This window comes from Salmonella sp. 32082101201600294FB01SM01 (assembly GCF_017572865.1).
In the GTDB taxonomy this organism is placed as follows: Bacteria; Pseudomonadota; Gammaproteobacteria; order Enterobacterales; family Enterobacteriaceae; genus Salmonella; species Salmonella enterica.
The window spans coordinates 43,628-65,232 of the sequence record NZ_JAGESB010000006.1; the positions used below are offsets into that span (position 1 = coordinate 43,628).

The 21,605-nt window shown below is 51.7% G+C and carries 16 protein-coding genes; 7 read left to right on the forward strand and 9 right to left on the reverse strand.

Annotated features, from left to right (window positions below; translation table 11 throughout):
- Positions 1–5: 5 nt before the first annotated feature.
- Positions 6–3,056 (reverse strand): formate dehydrogenase-N subunit alpha, encoded by a 3,051-nt coding sequence (gene fdnG, locus J4645_RS20275; RefSeq protein WP_077911078.1) that lies wholly within the window; start codon positions 3,054–3,056, stop codon positions 6–8.
- A gap of 194 nt (positions 3,057–3,250) precedes the next feature.
- Between fdnG and fdhD the strand changes: the two genes are divergently transcribed.
- Positions 3,251–4,087, forward strand: a complete 837-nt coding sequence (gene fdhD, locus J4645_RS20280) for a formate dehydrogenase accessory sulfurtransferase FdhD (protein ID WP_001059735.1) — start codon at positions 3,251–3,253, stop codon at positions 4,085–4,087.
- Positions 4,088–4,354: 267 nt separating this feature from the next.
- Here fdhD and J4645_RS20285 read toward each other — a convergent pair whose 3' ends face one another.
- Positions 4,355–5,386, reverse strand: a complete 1,032-nt coding sequence (locus tag J4645_RS20285; protein ID WP_023214528.1) for a YiiG family protein — start codon at positions 5,384–5,386, stop codon at positions 4,355–4,357.
- Between the two features lie 182 nt (positions 5,387–5,568).
- On the opposite strand from J4645_RS20285, the gene J4645_RS20290 reads away from it, so the two are divergent.
- From J4645_RS20290 to J4645_RS20305, 4 genes are all read left to right on the forward strand, one after another.
- The gene (locus J4645_RS20290; RefSeq protein WP_023214529.1) at positions 5,569–6,546 is read left to right on the forward strand and encodes a YiiG family protein; all 978 of its coding nucleotides are present in this window, start codon (positions 5,569–5,571) and stop codon (positions 6,544–6,546) included.
- A 627-nt stretch (positions 6,547–7,173) separates the two neighbouring features.
- Positions 7,174–9,009: an ATP-binding protein gene (locus J4645_RS20295; RefSeq protein WP_049883929.1), complete on the forward strand. Its 1,836-nt coding sequence runs from the start codon at positions 7,174–7,176 to the stop codon at positions 9,007–9,009.
- Positions 9,010–9,011: 2 nt separating this feature from the next.
- Complete coding sequence (locus J4645_RS20300; RefSeq protein WP_023214531.1) at positions 9,012–11,321, forward strand: hypothetical protein; 2,310 nt, start codon at positions 9,012–9,014, stop codon at positions 11,319–11,321.
- 586 nt (positions 11,322–11,907) lie between these two features.
- On the forward strand, positions 11,908–13,008 hold the full coding sequence (locus tag J4645_RS20305) for a YiiG family protein (RefSeq protein WP_023214532.1): 1,101 nt from the start codon (positions 11,908–11,910) through the stop codon (positions 13,006–13,008).
- 355 nt (positions 13,009–13,363) lie between these two features.
- Here the strand turns inward: J4645_RS20305 and J4645_RS20310 are convergent, their stop codons facing one another.
- Both J4645_RS20310 and J4645_RS20315 read right to left on the reverse strand, forming a co-directional pair.
- Complete coding sequence (locus J4645_RS20310) at positions 13,364–13,687, reverse strand: AzlD domain-containing protein (RefSeq protein ID WP_000527677.1); 324 nt, start codon at positions 13,685–13,687, stop codon at positions 13,364–13,366.
- Positions 13,687–14,346: an AzlC family ABC transporter permease gene (locus tag J4645_RS20315; protein WP_000683586.1), complete on the reverse strand. Its 660-nt coding sequence runs from the start codon at positions 14,344–14,346 to the stop codon at positions 13,687–13,689. Before J4645_RS20315 ends, J4645_RS20310 begins: the two co-directional genes overlap by 1 nt.
- Positions 14,347–14,446: 100 nt before the next feature.
- Between J4645_RS20315 and J4645_RS20320 the strand changes: the two genes are divergently transcribed.
- The gene (locus tag J4645_RS20320) at positions 14,447–14,995 is read left to right on the forward strand and encodes an XRE family transcriptional regulator (RefSeq protein WP_001517951.1); all 549 of its coding nucleotides are present in this window, start codon (positions 14,447–14,449) and stop codon (positions 14,993–14,995) included.
- A gap of 88 nt (positions 14,996–15,083) precedes the next feature.
- Here J4645_RS20320 and rhaM read toward each other — a convergent pair whose 3' ends face one another.
- The 5 genes from rhaM to rhaB form a co-directional block, all read right to left on the reverse strand.
- On the reverse strand, positions 15,084–15,398 hold the full coding sequence (gene rhaM / locus J4645_RS20325; RefSeq protein ID WP_000619478.1) for an L-rhamnose mutarotase: 315 nt from the start codon (positions 15,396–15,398) through the stop codon (positions 15,084–15,086).
- A complete protein-coding gene (fucO, locus tag J4645_RS20330; protein ID WP_000009253.1) occupies positions 15,395–16,543 on the reverse strand; it encodes a lactaldehyde reductase in 1,149 nt (382 codons plus the stop codon). Before fucO ends, rhaM begins: the two co-directional genes overlap by 4 nt.
- A gap of 126 nt (positions 16,544–16,669) precedes the next feature.
- Complete coding sequence (rhaD, locus tag J4645_RS20335; RefSeq protein ID WP_001528871.1) at positions 16,670–17,497, reverse strand: rhamnulose-1-phosphate aldolase; 828 nt, start codon at positions 17,495–17,497, stop codon at positions 16,670–16,672.
- 142 nt (positions 17,498–17,639) lie between these two features.
- Positions 17,640–18,899 carry an L-rhamnose isomerase gene (gene rhaA / locus J4645_RS20340; RefSeq protein WP_000211474.1) on the reverse strand — a complete coding sequence of 420 codons (1,260 nt, stop codon included), beginning with the start codon at positions 18,897–18,899 and terminating at the stop codon, positions 17,640–17,642.
- Positions 18,896–20,365 carry a rhamnulokinase gene (rhaB, locus tag J4645_RS20345; protein ID WP_208209012.1) on the reverse strand — a complete coding sequence of 490 codons (1,470 nt, stop codon included), beginning with the start codon at positions 20,363–20,365 and terminating at the stop codon, positions 18,896–18,898. The genes rhaA and rhaB overlap by 4 nt, the downstream gene beginning before the upstream one ends.
- A gap of 287 nt (positions 20,366–20,652) precedes the next feature.
- On the opposite strand from rhaB, the gene rhaS reads away from it, so the two are divergent.
- Positions 20,653–21,489 carry an HTH-type transcriptional activator RhaS gene (gene rhaS / locus J4645_RS20350; protein ID WP_000217116.1) on the forward strand — a complete coding sequence of 279 codons (837 nt, stop codon included), beginning with the start codon at positions 20,653–20,655 and terminating at the stop codon, positions 21,487–21,489.
- The last annotated feature ends 116 nt before the right edge of the window (positions 21,490–21,605 follow it).

The window sequence follows — 21,605 nt, forward strand, 5'->3', positions numbered from 1 at the left end:
CTCCGTTACACCTTTTCCACGTTCACAAGGAAGGATTTAAACTCCGGCGTTTGCGTGTTCGCATCACCGACGAAAGGCGTTAACGTATTGGCGATAAAGCCTTTTTTCGCCACGCCTTCGTAGCCCCAGTGAATAGGAATACCGATGGTATCTATATCCTTGCCGTCCGCTTTCAGCGTGCGAATACGCTTGGTCACCACCGCTTTGGCTTTGATATAGCCGCGGTTTGAGGAGACCTTCACGGTATCGCCATGCGCGATGCCGAGCTTATTCGCCAGCTTCTCGCCAATTTCCACAAACTGTTCCGGCTGGGCGATAGCGTTAAGCAACGCGTGCTTGGTCCAGTAGTGGAAGTGCTCGGTCAGACGGTAAGTGGTTCCGACATACGGGAACTTATCCGCTTTACCCAGCGCGTCGGCATCGTCTTTAAAGATACGGGCGGCAGGGTTAGAGATAACGTTCGGGTGCAGCGGGTTAGTGCCCAGCGGCGTTTCAAACGGCTCGTAGTGTTCCGGGAACGGCCCTTCCGCCATCTTATCGATGGCAAACAGGCGACCCATCCCTTCCGGCTGCATGATAAACGGTCCGACGTCGCTGCCGGGCGCGGCGGCGCTGTAGTCCGGAATATCCCATCCGGCCCATTTTCCGCCTTCCCATTTCAGTAGCTGACGTTTCGGGTCCCAGGGATTACCCTGCGGATCGGCGGAGGCGCGGTTATAGAGGATGCGGCGGTTAAGCGGCCATGCCCATGCCCAGCCCAGCGTGTTGCCGAGACCAGACGGGTCGGCGTTATCACGACGCGCCATCATGTTGCCTTCCGGCGTCCAGCTACCGGCGAAAATCCAGCAGCCGCTGGACGTCGTACCGTCATCGCGCAGTTGCGCGAACGAACTGAGCTGTTGACCTTTCTTCACCACCACCGCGCCAGTTGTCGGGTCGATAAGATCGGCCAGCGCTTTACCGTTACTTTCCATCGCCACTTCTTCAGAGGCGGGTTCGTATGGTTTGGTGTAGTTCCAGGTCATATTCAACACCTGTTCCGGGTTGGCGCCGCCCTGTTCAGAGTACATCTTACGCAGGCGTAAGAAGATACCGGCGAGGATTTCGCCGTCGGTCATGGCAATTCCCGGGGCGTCCGCGCCCTTCCAGTGCCACTGTAACCAGCGACCTGAGTTAACGATGGAACCATTTTCCTCGGCAAAACAGGTGGAAGGCAGACGGAACACTTCGGTCTGGATTTTCGCGGGATCAACGTCGTTCGACTCACCGTGGTTTTGCCAGAAGGTGGACGTTTCGGTGTTGAGCGGATCGATAGTCACCAGGTACTTCAGTTTGGAAAGCGACGCGACCACTTTGTTTTTGTTCGGGAATGAGGCCACCGGGTTAAAGCCCTGGCAGATATAGCCGTTGACCTTACCCTGTTTCATCATCTCGAAGTACTGCAACACGTCGTACCCTTTGTCCCACTTCGGTAGCCAGTCAAAGCCCCAGCTGTTTTCCGCTGTCGCTTTATCACCAAAGAAGGCCTTCATCATCGAGACGAAGAATTTCGGATAGTTGCCCCAGTAGTTGACCTGATCCTTCAACAATGGCTTCGGCGTATTGGCAGCCAGATAGGTTTGCAGGTCGGTCTGTTTTTCGCTCGGCAGCGTCAGGTAGCCCGGCAGACTTTGCGACAGCAGTCCTAAGTCGGTCAGTCCCTGAATATTGGAGTGACCGCGCAGGGCGTTAACGCCGCCGCCCGCCATCCCCATGTTACCGAGCAGAAGCTGGATCATCGCCATAGTACGGATGTTCTGCGCGCCGATGGAATGCTGCGTCCAGCCCAGCGCGTACAGGAACGACGCGGTTTTATCTTTTGCGCTGGTTTCTGCAATGTACTCGCACACTTTCAGGAAGTCCGCTTTTGGCGTACCGCAGATATTTTCTACCACGTCCGGCGTGTAGCGTGAGACATGCTGTTTCAACAGATTCCAGACACAGCGCGGGTGTTGCAGTGTCGTATCGCGTTTGGCAAAACCGTTTTCGTCCAGCTCATAGTGCCAACTGGTTTTATCGTACTGCCGCTTGTCTGCGTCGTAGCCGGTGAACAGACCATCATCGAAGCCAAAATCTTCACGCACGATCAGGCTGGCATTGGTATAGGCCTCGGTGTATTCACGGTTGTATTTTTCGTTGGTCAGCAGATACAGCATCACGCCTGACAAGAAGGCAATGTCAGTACCAGAGCGTATTGGCGCATAGTAATCGGCCACCGACGCGGTACGCGTAAAGCGCGGATCGATCACAATCAGCTTCGCGCCGTTGTGAATTTTGGCTTCCATCGCCCAGCGGAACCCGACCGGGTGAGCTTCTGCGGCGTTACCGCCCATCACCACGACGAGGTTGGCGTTCTTGATGTCGACCCAGTGGTTGGTCATCGCACCGCGACCAAATGTTGGAGCAAGACTTGCTACCGTTGGTCCGTGTCAGACACGCGCCTGGTTGTCGACCGCGAGCATACCCAGCGCGCGGGAGAATTTTTGCGTTAAATAACCCGTCTCGTTACTGGATGCGGAAGCGCACAGCATCCCGGTGGTGAGCCAGCGGTTAACGGTAACGCCTTCGGCGTTCTGAGCCTGATAGTTGGCGTCGCGATCTTCCTTCATCAGTTTAGCGATGCGGTCAAACGCTTCTTCCCAACTGATCTGTTGCCACTTATCTGAACCCGGCGCGCGGTATTGCGGGAATTTCAGGCGGCTTTCAGAGTGGATAAAGTCCACCAGACCGGCCCCTTTCGGGCACAGCGCGCCACGGCTTACCGGATGATCCGGGTCCCCTTCGATATGGAAAATAGATGCTTTGGCGTTTTTCGCACCGTCGCCGAGGCTGTACATCAACAGCCCGCAGCCAACGGAACAGTAGGTGCAGGTGTTACGGGTTTCGCGGGTGCGCAGCAGTTTATATTGCCGTGTTTCCGCTAGCGCTACGCCGGGCGCGAAGCCCAGTGCCGCCGCCGTGGTGCCTGCCATACCGCCAGCGCAGATCTTAAAGAACTGCCTTCTGCTGACCTGCATGGTTTGCTCCTTGTTTCGACATTGTCACTTCTCTTTCACATTTCTCTATCCGAAACGCTCAGGGAGTGGTTGTTATTTTTCTTTGCGGACGGGCCCGCAAAGGTTCAGAATTGGATAAATTTTCCTCCATCCGGGAGGAGTTGTAACAGAATACCATAATGTTGGTGTGTGTGTTCTTATATGGTTAAAAGAAAGTGAACAATATACTGTCTGAAGAAGTCCTAAATGTGACTGATTTCACAACCTCACGCCAGTTGGCTCTCTGGAAACGCGAGGATTTGCAGTCCCCCCAACTTGATGATGTTGCCGAGGAAGTGCCTGTGGCACTGGTGTATAACGGTATTTCGCATGTCGTTATGATGGCCTCTCCAAAAGATCTGACGCATTTTGCAATGGGGTTTTCTCTGTCGGAAGGGATCATTGACAGCCCGCGTGAAATCTATGGCATGGACGTTGTACCGTCCTGTAACGGACTTGAAGTGCAGATTGATCTTTCCAGCCGTCGATTTATGGGGCTGAAAGCGCGTCGTCGCGCGTTGGCCGGACGCACCGGTTGCGGCGTGTGTGGCGTGGAACAGCTCAATGACATCGGTAAGCCGGTGCAACCGCTGCCGTTTAGCCAAACGTTTAATCTCGGTAACCTTGATCGCGCGTTAAAACATCTGAATGATTTTCAACCGACGGGTAAGCTGACGGGTTGTACGCACGCTGCGGCGTGGGTCATGCCGTCGGGTGAACTGGCGGGGGGCCATGAAGATGTCGGACGCCACGTTGCGCTGGATAAACTGCTCGGCCGCCGCGCCACGGAGGGTGAGGAATGGCGGCAAGGCGCGGCGCTGGTTTCCAGTCGCGCGAGTTACGAAATGGTGCAGAAGTCGGCGATGTGCGGTGTGGAAATTTTGTTTGCGGTTTCTGCTGCCACCACGCTCGCGGTTGACGTCGCTGAACGGTGTAATCTTACGCTGGTGGGGTTCTGTAAGCCGGGTCGGGCGACGATTTATACCCATCCGCAGCGGTTAATCGCAGACTAAAATAGTACCCTCTACATTTGCGTAAAATATATATTTTTTCAATTTTACAGCCTCTCTTAATAACGGAATCACGTATAGTGGCGAGGCCATACAAATTTTAATCGTTTTTATGCTGGATCGCAGCTTATTCCAGCCATTCACGAGGCGCTTGCTAACCGGTAATACTTCGAACGAAAAAAGCGCCCCTGGGGCGCTCTTTCGACAGTCGCTAACGACTTATTTGCTCAGTTCAGCGGTCATATGCACGCGATTTGCAGCGTGCAAAGCTTAGAACTCACGCTCAAGATGATAGCCATTATAGGTATCGATGAGCCCGTTATAAGCTTTAACCACAGCCTCATAAGAACCGTCTACCATATCGCCGTTGCCTCTATTGAGGTAGTCCTGCTCATGCGCGGTATACGCCACGTTATCGCGCACGCGCCGAATGCGTTTTTTCACCTTGCCCTGGAATTTTTCCAGCTCAGAAATAAAACCAGGGAAGCTACGATGTTTATCTATATCAACGTTGATCTTCTCGTTTAGCTTCTGAGTATGCTCTTCAAAATCAGCGAGCTGTTTGCTTACTGCTGCCACATCAAAAGAATCATCAGCTACAGCGTCATTAAGCGTCTCGGCTTCCTGCATCGTCAAAAGCGTATAGTACTTAATGGATTTACCTTCTTTCTTCTCGGCTGCCTTAATTTCATTAGCCGCATGCTGCCCACTCATAATGGTAATCTCGGCGATATATTTCTTCGCAATGGGATCAAACTCATCAAACTGTTTTATAAACGTTTTATGGAACGCTTTAGCGCCAGCAAAGGCATCATCCTTGAAGTTATCTTGATCATAGTATTTATTCATACTATTGATTGTTTCAGCTAGTGGCCCAGCCGCATTAATAAATGCCAGTGCAGCACTATCCAGAGAGGCAAACGCCGGCTTTAATTCAGCCGCCGCCTTGATGTCTTTCCGGCAGTCCTGGATAAGTGCAGGATACACAGGAACCAGCGGAGAGGGATCGTCTTCCTTACCGGTAGGACCGGCGCGGAAATCGTCGAATGTGTTAGCATAACGATTTACAGCACGGTAAATATCTGCCTGGAGATTATTATAACAATCAATGTAAACATTCAGCTTTTGGTTAAGAACATCGTTCGCATCTGCGCTTTCCGCTGATGTGGATTGTGTATTGCTCGCTGATGAATCTGCACTCTGAGCTACAGGTTGTTCGTCCGCTTTTTTTTCATCACAAGCGCTTAGCCCGGCAGTCATCAGCATAGCGATAATAATTGATGATAACAAATCCTTTTTCATTAGAATAACCTATAAATAATATCATTGAAATTTACAGATTCATTTTAATGAAAAAAAACAGGTATGTGATTTATTCAACACGAAAAATACTTAATGCATATTTCATTATAATTAACATTATCAATATCAATGTGTTCGTTAAAATAAGAGAACACCAACGTAAATATATAAAAGGCAATTAAATGAAAAGGAATTTATTATCCTCAGCGATAATCATTGCGCTAATGACCCTGGGCGCAACAGGATGTGATGACAAAAAATCCCAGAAAAGTACGTTAACAGACTCTTCGGCTACCAGTACCTCCGTAAATCAGAATGATTCGGATGCAATATTGGCACAAAAAATGAATGTTTATGTTGAATGCTATAATGATATTAATCCCATGATTCTTTCGAGTGTTAAAGGCTATGCCGATTGGGTGGACATGGATAAAGGTCCAACGGGTAAAGAACGGTATATCAGAGGGATGGGAGATGTTACTGTCGATTTAGATAGATGTCTGGCAAAAATAACAAAAGTTTCATCATTGAAACCTGAACTAAAGCCCATCGATACTCTGGCGCTAAACTATATTAATTCTTCAATAGACATGAAGAAAATAATACGTGAAATGAATAGTTACTATACCCAGGAAAACTACAAGGATGATGCTTTCACGAAAGCGAAAACTCTGCATACTCAGTTTATGCAGACATTATCGATATTCAAACCGGCATCAGAGGCCTATGAAGATGCTATTCGTACAATGAATGATCAACGCCAGATGTTACAGTTGAAGAAGATTGAAGCTAAAGAAGGTAAGTCGTTTGACTACTATTCACTGTCAATGATGTTAATTAGTAAGAAAACCAATCAGCTTTTGCAAAATGACGGGTTTAATGTGGATGACGCGATGAAGCAAGTACAGGCGTTGAATGAGCATGTTGCGCAACTGAAAGCCAAACAAAATGACACCAAAAGTGGTTCTTTTCAGCGCGAGCAGTTTCTTGAGGCTGCAGACAAATATGTGCTGGCTGTAAAAACGCGAGTTCGTCGTGAACGAGATCACATCCCTTTGACCGACAGCGATAAAGAGAATCCGGCATGGGCTGAGGGTTCTTTTGATAAGGTAATCAGAGGTTATAATGATTTAGTGACAAGGTTTAATTTAATGAACTGAATGATTAAACTTTCAGGTAAAGTGTTTTTATTGGGAAGAATTACTTAAGCAACGTGATAAACGTCTGATGGTCCGTTAACCTCGTAAATAGAACGGAATGTACCAGTGACTAAAAAACATTAAATATTCTTTATTTATTGTGATGTCGTCAACGTTTCCGCAGGGCTTAATTAATGGCGATTTTTGTTTTTCATTCAATTTTTTAATAATATTCATATGATTTATACTGTTTGTTTTTCTTGAAAATATAACGGCGTTGAATAAGTTACAATGATTTTTACATTATCAATACAACTGCTAATATCGTAACTATTCCCGATTGTGTATATACTCATGACGGTAATATTAATTATTTGTCCGATTATATATATACAAAAAATCATTTAAGTTGCATCAAGGCGGCAAGAGAATGAATCCCCAGAAGCGTACATAAGTACGTGACTGGGGTGAATGAGCGCAGCCAACGCAGAGGCAGCTTGAAGGATGAAGTGTATAGCCAAGAAACAATCATCGTATCAATAATGAATATGAGCTGGATGCGATGATTGCGTGTTAAACCGAAAACTACGCACCGACTGTAAAAATAAAACTTTTCAACAGCAGGTGATGGATTATGAGTGTTGAAAAATGAGTGCATTGCAGCTATCCGACAGTTCTTTTTCTACTGAAGTCAATTTAAATGGATTAATAGAAGTTCTCAGTAAGCATCTTTATTCAACGCCCGTTGTTGCGGTAAGGGAGCTGGTGCAGAACGGGCACGATGCGATTGTCCGCAGACGAATCGAACAGCCCGATGCCCCGCAGGATAACCACATCCGCGTTGTGGCGGATGTGGCAAAATCGACTATAACGATATCTGACACCGGCGCGGGCCTGACGGAAAGCGAAATTCATGGCTTTCTGGCGACCGTTGGGGTGGGCTATACCCGGATGCTGCGCCAGCAGGATGATGACACAGGGTTAATTGGTATGTTCGGGTTGGGCTTTTTGTCGGCGTTTGTGCTGGCGAAAGATGTCACCGTGCTGACCACGTCCTGGCAAACGCCGGACCAGGGCTGGAAATATCACTCTGTTGATGGGCAGCGCTATACCGTTACGCCTTCTGACGCCGTCGCGCCGGGAACCCAGGTGATCCTGACGCTGAAAGAAGAATACAGCCATCTTGCCAGTAATAATCTACTTAATCGCGTACTCTCAAGGTACTGCATTTTGTTGCATGAGCCTGTTTTTGTCGGCGATGCGACCGAACCGGTAAATAAACTCCAGCCGCCCTGGCGCGAATCGACGCCGGAAGGCGTGACGATGCACCGTGCGTTGGTCCAGCGTAAAAACCTCGCGTTCGCGGCGCAGTTCGAATCGTCCTTCGAACCTATCTGCACCCTGCCGGTGGTTCCGCAGGGGGGCAGCGATGCTGTGGGCATTCTGTGGATTCAGGACGGCGCGACTTACGGCACCAGCGACAACCGTAATCTATCCCTCTTTTTACGCGGAATGCTGCTTGATGACGAAGCGCGTGAACTCCTGCCGCCGTGGGCGGGGTTTATTGGCGGCGTGATTGAATCGTCGAAACTCACGCCGACGGCAAGCCGGGAAGATTTGCAGCGGGACGAAACCTGGGTTGCGGTACAGGAGGCATTGAAAGAAGCGCTGATTACCGGTTTGTCGGATCTCGCGCAAAACCAGCCGGAGATATGGCGACGCGTTTTAATGCGTCATAACGAAGCGCTGCTGGGCGCGGCGCTGTGTGATGATCGTCTTTTTGATCTGCTGAAGGATCGGTTGCAGGTGCCCACGTCGAAAGGCGCGGTGTTGGCGAAGGAACTCCGCATTAATAACAGCATCCATATTTTGTTGGGCGCTGATGGCGGCTTTGAAGAGATGCTATTCCATATTCTGCAACGGCCTGTCGCCAGAGGCGATCGCTATGCTGTGGTCCCGTTTTTACGACGCTGGGCGCTGTTATACCATTGTCGGATTATTGAAGTCGGCACGCAAAGCGGCAACGAGCAGCTCTTTACGCTCGCCGATTTACCGGCGGAACAGGTCGATTATCTGGAAGCGCATTTATGCGACGGCGAGCAATTAATTATCTCCCGCTTTGACCCGGATGTTTTGCCGCTGGTGGTGACCCTCGATCGTGAAGCCGAATTAAAACAAATCCTTGAACAGGACGATGCGGACAAGCGAATGAGTACCGCCGCATTAATGCTGGCGCGCCAGTTTACTTCGCAGATTAAACAAACCAAAACCTCCAGTTTATATCTCAATTTAAATAACGCCTGCGTCAAACAATTAGTTACGGCATTGCAAAATCATCAGCAACCGGTGGCGGCGCTACGATTATTAAAATCCCTGAAAGTTATTTTATGTAGTAATGGGAATAAAGAACAGCAATGGGATCTGCATCAGGCACTGGAAGATTTCACGCAGATTATCCCCTCATTAATTAAGCAAGGAATGTAAAAATGGATACATGGGAGTGGTACAACAACTACAGTAAAGAGTTGCGGGATGCCGGGCAGGGATATATTCCCCAGATAATTGATGACTTTTCTGAAGGCGCGCTAAATTTACAACTGGAAAAGTGCGATGCGCTGTTGCCAGAAATGAAAGCCCTGAATCAGGTCGCCAAAAATCCGTGGCTGGAGATATTTATCGGGCACTGGGAGATGCGTCACCGCCTGACGAATTATAGTGAAGGCGAAAAAGTCCTGCCTGACGTTGTCGCCCTATTTGAAAAAGCGCACCGGGAAGAAGCGAAAGACTGTCCGCAATCCATCTGCGTCACCCAGGATTTATCCGCCTGCTATGAAAACATAGATGGCCCTGGCTGGGCGGCAGAGCGAATGGCGGTATGCGAAGAGACGATTGCGCGCATCGACCCCACCTGGAACTGTTTTCAGTGTTTGTCCACGGAATATGCCAGCGCCCTGATGGACACCCATCGGCACGAAGAAGCGTTAGCATATGTGGATAAACAGATTGCGGCAGTGAAGGATTCGGGAGAGGAATACGTTGAGGCATTGCTCTCGACGCGAGTCGATATCCTGATCGCGCTGCAGCGCTATGAAGAGGCGCGTGAGCTGGTTGAACATTTGATCGACGAAAATGACTACTGGGGGCGCGATCGCATTGGTTATCCGCTGAAAAAGCTGTACATCATGGCGCTGAGCGGCGGGCAGGACGAGGAGGTCTGGGAAGCGTTACCCGCCTGGTCGGACCTTACGCCTTACTCCTGGGATCTGTGGCTGGATATTTTGATTGTGTTGCTTCCCCGTTATCCGGAACGTAACCACTGGCGGCTGGCGAGAATTTTCCAGCACATGCTGGAACACTATTCTAAGGTGGGGGCGCACCGTAAATTGGTGGATCTGGCGAAAATGCAGATTAACCTGGCGCTGGATCGTGAATCTGTCTGGGTCGCGAAGCAGGCGTTTAAACTTGCCCAGCGGCATATGCCAAAACTGCGCGCCCTGTTGGGCGTTGACCGGGAGTATCTGGAACTCAGCGAGAAAATTGCCGCCAAAGAAGCAGAACTGTCGGCGCGCCCCGCTATGCCACAAACTGAAAGTACGGCGGAAGACGCAGAGGCCGATCCAGAAAAAGATGTTGAAGAGTTCCGCCGCGCCTTTATGCAGTCACCTGAGGATGCGGAGTTACTTGGCCGACTGGTCAATGCGCTGAACGCCTGTTACGCGCGGGACGAGTCGATCGCGCTTTTGCGCCATTATGTTGAAAACCATCTGCAAGAGGACAACGGTCTTCCTTTTGATCTGCTGGACCTGCTGTTGGCGAAAGACGAGCTGGAGGAGATTGAACGACTGGCCCGGCAGTATGACGCATCCGGACAGGAGCATATGGCGCTGTGGTTCCGTGCGCGGGTTCTCGGCTCGCAGGAAGACTGGGCGCAACTGGAAGCGACAGGGCAAAAACTGCTGCAAACTAAAATTGGCGGCGAATGGATTGGCGCTTACCGGATGTGCGCGTGGGCGGCGCAAAAACAGGAAGCTTACGACAGGCAACTGGAATATTTACAGCAGCTACTGGCACTGCTCACACGGCGCGAAGAAGATCCCCGCAACACCCAGTGGGATATGATGGCGGCGGCCAGCATTTTGCAGAAATGGGATATCGTGCGCAGGCTTGCGGCGGAGCTGGAGATTGAACTCACCGAAGGCGAAGGTTTTATTGATGAAAACTGGGGGCTAATAAACCTGCGTTTCCGCGAAGATTACGAATACCGATACTATTTCGCCCAGCGTATTGGGCCGGTGACGGCAAGAGTAGTCGAACCCACTTATCGTACTGATTACCCACAGCATGTCGGTGAAATCGTGGTCTTTGACGCTGAGCGGCTGAATACGCCGCCGGAAGACGAAGAAGAGCGGAAGAACTTCACGCCTTTGTATGCCAGCCTGAAAACGGTGATCCCAACAGAGTACGGCGAATCCTGGTTTTGCGACGGTGTCATGCCGGAAGAAGCGCAGTACAATGCTTTCCGCGAGGCTATCAGGGAGCTGGGGTGGCATTACTGGAGCAGTAGCCCGGATGATTACACCTTAACCGATAGCCATCAGGGCGATGATGCGACTCCCCTCCCTGGATTTTACTTTGTTATCAGCGCGCCGCAGTCGGTAACGAAGGCGGATATCGATAAAACGCTGACGGGTTTGACCGCCGACTGGGAGCATCCGCTATGCTGGTGGCGGCTGGCGCAGGCCGCAGGCGTAAATGAAGAGAAACACCGCGCCATTGCTGAACGGTACGGGATGTAACCTGCGGGGTTATATTCCCGCCGAATACTGTCAGAAATAGTGTAATTTGTTGAAATTAGCGTTGTTTGTAGGCCGGATAAGGCGCAAGCGCCGCCATCCGGCAAAACTCAGGCAAGGCTTGTCAATCATCTGAGACAGCGGGAAATGCTCCCGCTGTCTGTTGTAATGACAAACTCAGTACCTGATGGAGCGCAGCTTTAAGGCTTGCGAGATCGTTTTACAACATGTTGATATTGCGGACTTTGTAGGCAGGGTGGCGCGAAGCGAAACCCAACATTCAACATCCGCCACCGTAGGCGCTGGGCGAGAGTTGGGTCTCGGCAAGTCTTACTGTAAATAGACCCGTTTTAGTTCTATGCATTTTTTGAGATCCGGCCAGATTGATGATAACAAATTCTTTTTCATTAGAGTAACCTATAAATAACATTATTGAAATTTACAGATTCATTTTAATGAAGAAAATAGGTATGTGATTTATTCAACACGAAAAATACTTAATCCATGTTTCATTATAATTAACATTATCAATATCAATGTGTTCGTTAAAATAAGAGAACCCCAACGTAAATATACAGAAGGCAATTAAATGAAAAGGAATTTATTATCCTCAGCGATAATCATTGCGCTAATGACCCTGGGCGCAACAGGATGTGATGACAATAATGTTAAAACCGAGGCGACGCCGGCCGCCAGCAGTCAGCCTGCGACGCCAGCGCCTTCTCAGACGCCGGAAGCGCAATCTGGCGAAAGTCCAGCGCAGCCCCCAGCAGCGAAGCCAGAAACCGCAACTCAGCCCCCGGCGGCGAAGCCAGAAACGCCAGCTCAGCCGGAGGTTGACGCTGAAGAAGTTTATAGTGAAAAAATGGATGTCTATATCGATTGTTTTAATAAACTTCAATTGCCCGTTCAGCACAGTCTGGCGCGTTACGCGGATTGGGTGAAAGACTTTAAAAAAGGTCCGACAGGGAAAGAGAGCCTGGTTTATGGCATTTATGGTATTACGGAGTCTTACATAACGAATTGCCAGAAAGAGATGAAACAGGTGGCCGCCTTAACGCCATTGCTTGAGCCTATTGATGGCGTTGCCGTTAGCTATATTGATAGCGCCGCCGCGCTGGGTAATACCATTAACGAAATGGAAAAATATTATACCCAGGAAAACTATAAAGATGATGCCTTTGCTAAAGGTAAGGCGCTGCATCAGACATTACTGAAGAATATCGAGGATTTTAAACCCGTCTCGGAAAAATATCATGAGGCTATTCAGGAAATAAATGACAAGCGGCAATTGACACAGTTGAAGAAAATAGAAGAATCGGAAGGTAAAACATTTAACTATTATTCTCTGGCTGTCATGATTTCGGCAAAGCAGATCAACAAGGTTATTTCTGCCGATACCTTTGATGCCGAAGCGATGATGAAAAAAGTCGCGGAACTGGAAACAATGATTGCGCAATTGAAACAGTCGGATACTGATGGACGGAATTTTCCTTTCGTTAATTCTGCGGCGGATTATCAGCTAAAAGCTAAAAAATATATTCGTCGCATCAGGGACAATGTTCCGTATTCTGATTTTGAAAAGAAACGGGTGCAGGACCCTGCAACAGGATGGATGGTTGCGGATTCTTATCCGGCGTCGTTGAGAAGTTATAACGAGATGGTGGATGATTATAATCGCCTGCGTTGAGTGACGGCACATTAACTGCGTGCAGGCTGGCGCAAGCGCCTATAAAATTACGCTATAACGCCAATAAAAAGCGCCGATCAGGCGCTTTTTTCGTTCATGTGTTCTTCGTCAGGCAATATCCGTAAAAATAGCCGACGTAAACATTAACTAAAGAGAGTTATTAGAAAAACCAGTAATCTGAAGCTATCACAAGATGTTGACGTCACGTTGGAAGACACTGGTAGTGTAATTGAGGATCGGCATTTATATGGAAAGCATTTATCCCGCCTGATGCGAAAATTCTGGGCCTCTTCAGCATAGGGCGGCCCAGCCTTCATCACTTATAGGGTGTCACGCCCAACTGTTCTGTAAGACGTTAATTAATACCCGCCATTCGTAATAACGCGGTCACTACCGCAGCGGCGATAATCACCACAATAAGCGGCATTTTACGCCAGGCTAAAAATACGGCGAAGCCAACCCCAAGAACGCGCGCCATTCCGGCAAAATGTTCGCCTTCGTAAAAGGTGGTCGCCAGCGCGACGGAGAATAGCAGCACCGTTGCCGCATCCGAGAGCAGCGCCTGTGAACGCTCAGACAGCGCCAGACGGCTGCCAAGTTTCGCGCCGCCGAGGCGCATCAAATAGGTTCCCGCAGACAAAAGAGCAATACCGATAATAAATAGCGTCATATTGCCCATTATTTTTTCCTCGCCAGTAGGCCAAGCAGCGAAAGCAACACCGGCAATCCGGCAGCCACAAAGGGAACGGCGGCAAGCGACAGCGCGGCGCCGCTGCAACCACGAATCAATGTGGTGCGGTTTTTAAACGCCGGGATCACCAGCGCCAGTAAGATTGCCGGAAATACGGCATCCAGACCAATGGTTTCTGGGGCCGGGAGCAGTTTGCCGACACCTGCGCCAATCAGTGTGCCAATCGGCCAGAATAGGGCGACGCCCAGACCGCATAGCCAGTAGGCGGCTTTACGTTGTTCGGGTGTTTTTTGCGACAGGCCGAACACCACGCTCTCATCATTCATAATATGGCAGCCGAAAAAGCTGGCGGCGCGGGTGCCAACCAAATCGCGCACCGTTACGCCAAACGGCACGTGGCGCGCATTCACCAGCAGTCCTGCCGCCGCCGCCGCTAACGGATTGCCGCCGCTGGCAACAATGCCGATAAACATAAATTCGGACGCGCCCGCCAGCACAAAAATAGAGAGGACAAACGGCACCCACAGTGGGAAGCCGTAGGCCATCGCCAGTGAGCCATAGGACATGCCGACGACGCCCACGGCCAGGCACACTAAAAATATCGCTTTTATCGTGTCTCCCTTGAGACAGGAAAAATAGTGTTTCATCTTCTTTAGTCATATCGAACGAATTTTCATTATAATGAACGGAACAGATTTGCTTTACAAGACGAACATTTCGTTCGTTATAGTGAACGTTGGATGCTTTATGACACAACCTATTAGCGTCATTGCCAGAAGTCTGGTACGCGAACGCCAGCGAACCGGACTGTCGCTGGCGGAGATTGCGCGGCGCGCAGGCATCGCTAAATCTACGCTTTCACAACTGGAAGCAGGGAACGGCAACCCCAGCCTGGAGACGCTATGGTCGCTATGCGTCGCGCTCGACATTCCCTTTGCCAGGCTGCTGGAGCCGCAGGTACAAAAAACGCAGGTGATTCGCCGCGGAGAGGGCACCAAAGTCGTGGCGGAGCAGGCGCATTATCAGGCGATATTACTGGCGGCGTGTCCGCCCGGCGCGCGGCGTGATATCTATCTGCTGTTGACGCAGCCGGGGGCCGACCGGATCTCTCACCCGCATCCGCCGGGGTCGGTGGAACATATTATTGTGACGCAGGGGAAAGCCCTTGTCGGCTTAACCGAGGCGCCGGAAGAGCTGGCGGAGGGCGATTACATTTGTTATCCCGGCGACCAGGCGCATATCTTTAAAGCGCTGGAACCGGATACTCAGGCTATCCTGGTAGCGGAGCAGAATTGAAATTGCCGGATGGCGGCGTAACCGCCTTATCCGGCCGACAAAAAATAAAACCGTAGGCCCGGTAAGCTTGCGCCACCGGGCACACGACTTACTGCAGATAGAACACCTCTTTTAGCTCTGCGCTGACCGGGCTGTTATCCGGATTCGCGGGCATAACGTCACGCATATGTTTCCACCAACGCTGGCAAACGTCGGTGCTGGCAACGGCATTCCAGCGCTCCTCGGATTCAATCTCAACGGTGGCGAACAGCAGATTGCGCTCCTGATCGAGATAAATCGCGTAGTGATGCGCGCCGTGAGATTTTAATACGGCTTCCAGCTCCGGCCAGATTGGGTTATGACGACGCTGATACTCCTCGTGCGCGTCGGCATTTACCTGCATCACAAAGGCTTTGCGGATCATAACGCCTCCAGGTACAGCTCGCGAACTTCATCGCGGCTGGCGGTGCGCGGGTTACACGGCGCGCACGGGTCGGCGAGGGCTTTATCCAGCCAGCCTTCGATATCTTCTTTTGTGACGCCCAGCTTGCTGAAACCTTCTGGAATGCCGACGCGTTTGCTCAGCGTACGGATAGCGTTAATCGCTTCCTGACTTGCGGCTTCGTCAGACATACCGCGCGTCTCCACGCCCATCGCCTGTGCGATGCGGGCAAAACGCGCGACGGCGTTCGGACGGTTAAAGTTCTCGACAATTGGCAGCAGGATAGCGTTGCAGACGCCGTGCGGCAGATTGTGGGTTGCGCCCGGCTGGTGCGCCAGCGCGTGAACCAGCCCCAAACCGGCGCTGTTGAACGCCATACCCGCCAGGTACTGGCCGAATGCCATTTGCTCACGGGCTTCGAGGTTATGGCCATCGTCAACCGCTTTCGGTAGCCACACATTGATTAAGCGAATCGCTTCCAGCGCGTTAGCGTCGGTGAGCGGATGCGCGCCAACGGAGACATAGGCTTCCACCGCATGGGTCAGGGCATCCATGCCGGTTGCGGCGGTCACAGACGCCGGGATTTCCAGCATGACGCTGGCGTCATCCACGGCAATATCCGGGATGATATTCGGGTCGATGATCACCTCTTTGACCTTACGGGCAGAGTCGATAATCACCGCGTTGCTGGTCATCTCGGCCGCGGTACCTGCCGTAGTATTAATTGCTACCAGCGGTACGCCGGCGTTTTTCACTTTGCCGACGCCGGAGTAGGCGGTGGAAGGGCCAGGGTTGGCGGTGAGGATTTTCACCGCTTTTGCGGTATCGATCGGGCTGCCGCCGCCGAAGGCGATAATGTAGTCACATTCTGCGCTCTGATACGCCGCAAAACCTTTCTGCACCAGCTCTTCTGTCGGATTTGGGAACACCTCATCAAACAGGTGGTAAGACATTTGATGTTCATCCAGTGCGCTAAACAGGCTATCCAGCAGGCCCAGCTTTACCAGTTGACCATCGGTAACGATCAGCGCTTTGCCCCATTGCTTATTCGCCACGAGGTTCACCATATCGGCAATCGCTCCAGCGCCATGCAGGCTAATTTTTGGCAGTGCCAACATAAAGCTCATCACTATTCTCCTTAAAAAAATTCCCTGTTGCCCGATGGCGCTACGCTTATCGGGCCTACGGTAAAATGCGCACCGTCCTGTAGGCCGGATAAGGCAAAGCCGCATCCGGCGTTGAGTTGGGAGGTATCAGTACAGATCTACGGCGCTGGCCAGCGGTGTCACACCAAAACGTTTGCCGAGTGCGACCAGTTCTTCGCGCGTGATGGTCTGCTTCATACCGCCCATCGAATAGATTTTGACTAATACCTCAGCGGATTTCTCTGCGGTATCTATCAAACCGAAGGTTTCATCCAGCGTAGGTCCGCTTCCGAACACGCCGTGGAACGGCCACAGTACCAGCGAATGTTTCTGCATTTCTTGCGCGGTGGCCTGGCCGATTTCATCGGTGCCTGGCACCATCCACGGCAGAATGCCGACACCGTCCGGGAATACCACCAGACATTCGGTGCTGCCTTCCCACAGTTTGCGGGTGATCAGCGCAGTGTTGTTTTCCAGTACGTAGGTGAGGGCGATCAGGTTAGTCGCATGGCAATGCATAATGACGCGGTCTTTGCCGTGGGTGGCTTTGATGCGTTCGCAGTGGGAGAGGAAATGCGCCGGGAGTTCAGAGGTGGGTACCGCGTCGTGGGTTAAGCCCCACAGAATGTGGTAGCCTGCGCCGTCGCTGTCGATTTTGACCACGCCTAAATTGGCTGCCGGATCGAGCTGCACGTTGCGGAAGAATTTGCCGGAACCGGTAACAATAAACGGCGTGTTCGCCAGCAGCGGCATGGGTTGACTTAGCGCGATGTAGCGCGTTTTTTCGTGGAAATTAGCCGCAAAAGGCGCGATGTCGGCTTCATCCAGACGTAGCGTCAGGTTACCGCCATTACGTTCGTCCCACCCTTTCAGCCACGCATCAGACGTGGCTTTAATCATGCCCTGGACAAACCAGGAATCGGTAATATTTTGCATGTTCGTGTTCCCATTCATTGCCCGAAGGTTATTCGGGTCTTACGTAGGCCGGATAAGCGCAGTGCCATCCGGCAATCGTGTTTCATTTATTGCCGGATAGTGACGCGGGCGTCTTATCCGGCCTACAAATCAGGTGTCGCTGTCAGCTACGTTTGCTCAGGATCTCTTTTTCATAGACGCGAACGCTGTCCAGCCACTGGCTGCCAGCCGGCGTGCCGTGACGCTGGCAATACATTTCCCAGACGGCCTGCCATGGCAGAGATTTTTGCTCTTCCAGCAGCGCCAGACGCGCGGTGTAATCGCCGCTGGCCTCAAGCTGACGCAGTTGATCTGTGGGTTCCAGCAGAGCGCGCAGTAACGCTTTTTTCATGTTGCGGGTACCGATAACCCACGCGGCGACACGGTTGATAGAGGCGTCGAAGAAATCCAGGCCGATATGCACACGGTCGAACAGGTTATGACGGACGATCTCGCTGGCAATTGCCTGGGTTTCATCGTCCAGGAGCACCACGTGGTCGCTATCCCAGCGTACCGGGCGGCTGACGTGCAGCAGCAGCCGTGGCACGTAGAGCATGGCGGCGGAAATTTTGTCGGAAATCACTTCAGTGGGATGGAAGTGGCCCGCATCCAGGCACAGCGCGGTCTGACGGCTGGTGGCGTAGCCCATGTAGAACTCATTGGAGCCGACGGTGTAGCTTTCCGCGCCGATGCCAAACAGTTTGCTTTCGACGGCGTCGATGTGGTGCGCCGGGTCGAATTTCTCGCTAATGACCTCATCCAGCGCTTCCAGCAGGCGCTGGCGCGGGGCTAAACGGTCGACGGTAATGTCTTTCATGCCGTCCGGAATCCAGATGTTCATCACCGACGGCGTACCGAGCTGCTCACCAAAGTATGCCGAGACGCGGCGGCTGGCTTTGCAGTGATCGATCCAGAACTGGCGAATTTTCGCGTCTGGATGAGAGAGGGTAAAACCGTCAGCGCTCAGTGGATGAGAAAAACAGGTGGGGTTGAAATCCAGCCCCAGCCGGTTCGCTTTCGCCCACTCCACCCAGTTTTTAAAATGCTCCGGTTTGATCTGGTCGCGGGCAACCGGCGTATCCGACTCAAGATAAATGGCGTGCAGGTTCAGCCGTTTTGGTCCTGGGATCAGACGCAGCGCCTGTTCCAGATCGGCGCGCAGTTCGGTGGCGTTACGCGCTTTGCCCGGATAGTTGCCGGTTGACTGAATTCCGCCCGTCAACGAACCTTCCGGGTTCTCGAATCCGGCAACATCGTCGCCCTGCCAGCAGTGCATGGAAACCGGCAGGCGATCGAGCTGGCGCAGCGCCTCCTCGACATCAATACCTACTGCGGCGAAACGTTGTTTTGCCAGTTCCCAGGCTTGTTCCAGTTGAGTGGTCATGCGCAAAGCTCCTTTGTCTGTCGTTTGGGTTGAAACTGCGCAACGTGGCGGGCAATTTCACTATCAGGATTAGGGATATAGGTTGTCAGGTCGTAGTTAGCGCTGACGACCTGACGGAAGTCATCGACGTTGTTTAATTCGTCGAGGGTCATAAGCTGAATACCAATATTGCCAAGGGTGGAGGCTTCAACCGGCCCGGCCATCACGCGAATACCACATGTATCGGCGCACAACTGGTTGAGTAGCGCGTTTTGGCATCCGCCGCCGACAATATGCAGTTGGGTAAATTTTTCGCCGCGCAGATTTGCCAGTTCGTGCAGAATGTCGGCATACAACAGCGCCAGACTGTCGAAAATGCAGCGCGCCAGTTCGGCATCGCTGGCGGGAACGGGCTGGTCGGTCTCGCGACAGGCTACCTGGATTTCAGCGCGCATATCGTCAGGATTGATAAAGCGATCGTCATTCGGGTTAATCAGGAAACGGCAGGCCGGCAGCGCTTCTGTTTGGGCGATAAGCGCAGGCAGATCGGTAATGCGCCGTTCTTTCAGCACACGCTGGAGCAGCCACAAACCCATAATGTTTTTCAGTACCCGATAACGCCCTTCCGCGCCGCCTTCGTTGGTGATATTGGCAGCCAGCGCCTCGTCAGTGGTGTAGGGCATTTTGCTTTCAAAACCCATCAACGACCAGGTGCCTGAAGACAGGTAAGCGCTATGTTTATTTGCCAGCGGAGAGGCAATAACGGCGCTGGCGGTATCGTGGCTGGCGACGGCTACCACCGGAATACGGTTGCCCTGCGGGCAAATCCAGTCGCCGATAACATTGCCAGGGTGCGAGGGGCGGCCGAACCAGCCCTTTTTCGCGCCAGTCCACGCCAGCAGGGTATCGTCCCAGTCATCGGTATTGATATTGACCAATTGGGTGGTCGTGGCGTTGGTGTATTCCCAGTTCATTTCACCGGTCAGGCGGTAGCTGAAATAATCGGGCATCAGCAGCGCATGAGCGACCTGCGCCGTTAACTCAGGCTGTTGCTTCGTCAGCGCGCGTAACTGATAGATGGTGTTAAACGGCAGAAACTGAATCCCGCTGCGGCGATAGATTTCGCTTTTGCCGATCTGGACCAGCGCTTGCGACATGATGCCCGTGGTACGATTATCGCGGTAGGAGACCGGCAGGCCGACACGCTGACCTTGTTTATCCAGCAGGACATAATCGACGCCCCAGGTGTCGATGCCGATGCTGTCGATAAGAATGCCTTCATTGCAGACTTTCTTCAGACCAAGACGGATATCCTTTTCCAGACTGTCGATGTCCCAGGTGTCAAACCCGTCTGTTTTTTGTAGGCAGTTCACAAAACGGTGAATTTCACGTAGCGTCAGGGTACGGTGTTTGCTGTCGTAACGCGCCAGCATCACGCGCCCGCTGGATGCGCCGAGATCAACCGCGACACAATGGCGAAAAGTCATAATCAGGTCCTTCTTAGAGTCATTGCGCACAGTCTAAAAAAGCCCTCAAAGACCTACCTTCTCGTTACTGACAGGAAAATGAGCCGCTGGCAACAAGGCAAAGATGAACGTGATAGCGTTCACAGTTTCTACTAATAGGCCGGTGTGATGTCGTCCGCATTTCCCGCTTTTTCCCGCCTTTTCTTGAAAAAAAGACCATGTTTGCGCGCTTTAGCGTCAAAAATTTAAGGTGAGGCCGATAGCCCTTAATTACTATTCGGACATGTTGAATTCAGGAGGAAGCAACCATGACCGTACTGCATAGCGTGGATTTTTTTCCATCAGGTAAAGCGCCCGTGGCGATTGAACCCCGTCTGCCGCAAGCCGCTTTCCCTGAACATCATCATGATTTTCATGAAATCGTGATTGTGGAACACGGTACGGGCATTCATGTATTCAACGGGCAGCCGTATACCATCAGCGGCGGTACCGTGTGTTTTGTTCGCGATCACGACCGGCATTTATATGAACATACCGACAACCTATGCCTGACGAATGTACTGTGGCGTTCGCCGGACGCTTTCCAATTCCTGGCGGGGCTGGATCAATTGCTGCCGCAGGAGCAGGATGGTTACTATCCTTCGCACTGGCGGGTGAATCAGAGTGTGTTGCAGCAGGTGCGCCAGTTGGTCGGTCTGATGGAGCGCGCCGGAGACAGCATGGATGCGCCTGCCGTGGCGAATCGCGAAATTTTGTTTATGCAACTACTGGTGTTGTTGCGCCGCAGTAGCCTGATGGAAGGCGCAACCAATAACGACGCCAAACTCAACCAACTGATGGCATGGCTGGAAGAACATTTTGCGGAGGAGGTCTGCTGGGAGGCGGTAGCTGAACAGTTTTCGCTGTCGCTACGCACGCTGCATCGTCAGCTTAAACAGCATACCGGGCTGACGCCGCAACGTTACCTTAATCGCCTGCGTTTGATCAAAGCCCGGCATTTATTACGCCATAGCGATCATAGCGTGACAGAAATCGCGTACCGCTGCGGTTTTGGCGACAGTAACCACTTTTCGACTCTGTTTCGCCGAGAATTTAACTGGTCGCCGCGGGATATCCGTCAGGGACGCGATGCGATAATCCAGTAACGCGAACGCTATCAACGTTTTCGTCGCCAATATGCTGATAATTATACCCTTTAATACCGGATGGCGGCTGCGCCTTACCTGGCCTACGGCGGCGAGCGGTAGACAGAATAAGCGTA

Coding starts and splice junctions, on each gene's coding strand:
- J4645_RS20285 (WP_023214528.1), bottom strand. CDS start 5,386: ATGAAAAAGGATTTGTTATCATCAATTATTATCGCTATGCTGATGACT.
- J4645_RS20290 (WP_023214529.1), top strand. CDS start 5,569: ATGAAAAGGAATTTATTATCCTCAGCGATAATCATTGCGCTAATGACC.
- J4645_RS20295 (WP_049883929.1), top strand. CDS start 7,174: ATGAGTGCATTGCAGCTATCCGACAGTTCTTTTTCTACTGAAGTCAAT.
- J4645_RS20300 (WP_023214531.1), top strand. CDS start 9,012: ATGGATACATGGGAGTGGTACAACAACTACAGTAAAGAGTTGCGGGAT.
- J4645_RS20305 (WP_023214532.1), top strand. CDS start 11,908: ATGAAAAGGAATTTATTATCCTCAGCGATAATCATTGCGCTAATGACC.
- J4645_RS20310 (WP_000527677.1), bottom strand. CDS start 13,687: ATGGGCAATATGACGCTATTTATTATCGGTATTGCTCTTTTGTCTGCG.
- J4645_RS20315 (WP_000683586.1), bottom strand. CDS start 14,346: ATGAAACACTATTTTTCCTGTCTCAAGGGAGACACGATAAAAGCGATA.
- J4645_RS20320 (WP_001517951.1), top strand. CDS start 14,447: ATGACACAACCTATTAGCGTCATTGCCAGAAGTCTGGTACGCGAACGC.
- rhaM (WP_000619478.1), bottom strand. CDS start 15,398: ATGATCCGCAAAGCCTTTGTGATGCAGGTAAATGCCGACGCGCACGAG.
- fucO (WP_000009253.1), bottom strand. CDS start 16,543: ATGAGCTTTATGTTGGCACTGCCAAAAATTAGCCTGCATGGCGCTGGA.
- rhaD (WP_001528871.1), bottom strand. CDS start 17,497: ATGCAAAATATTACCGATTCCTGGTTTGTCCAGGGCATGATTAAAGCC.
- rhaA (WP_000211474.1), bottom strand. CDS start 18,899: ATGACCACTCAACTGGAACAAGCCTGGGAACTGGCAAAACAACGTTTC.
- rhaB (WP_208209012.1), bottom strand. CDS start 20,365: ATGACTTTTCGCCATTGTGTCGCGGTTGATCTCGGCGCATCCAGCGGG.
- rhaS (WP_000217116.1), top strand. CDS start 20,653: ATGACCGTACTGCATAGCGTGGATTTTTTTCCATCAGGTAAAGCGCCC.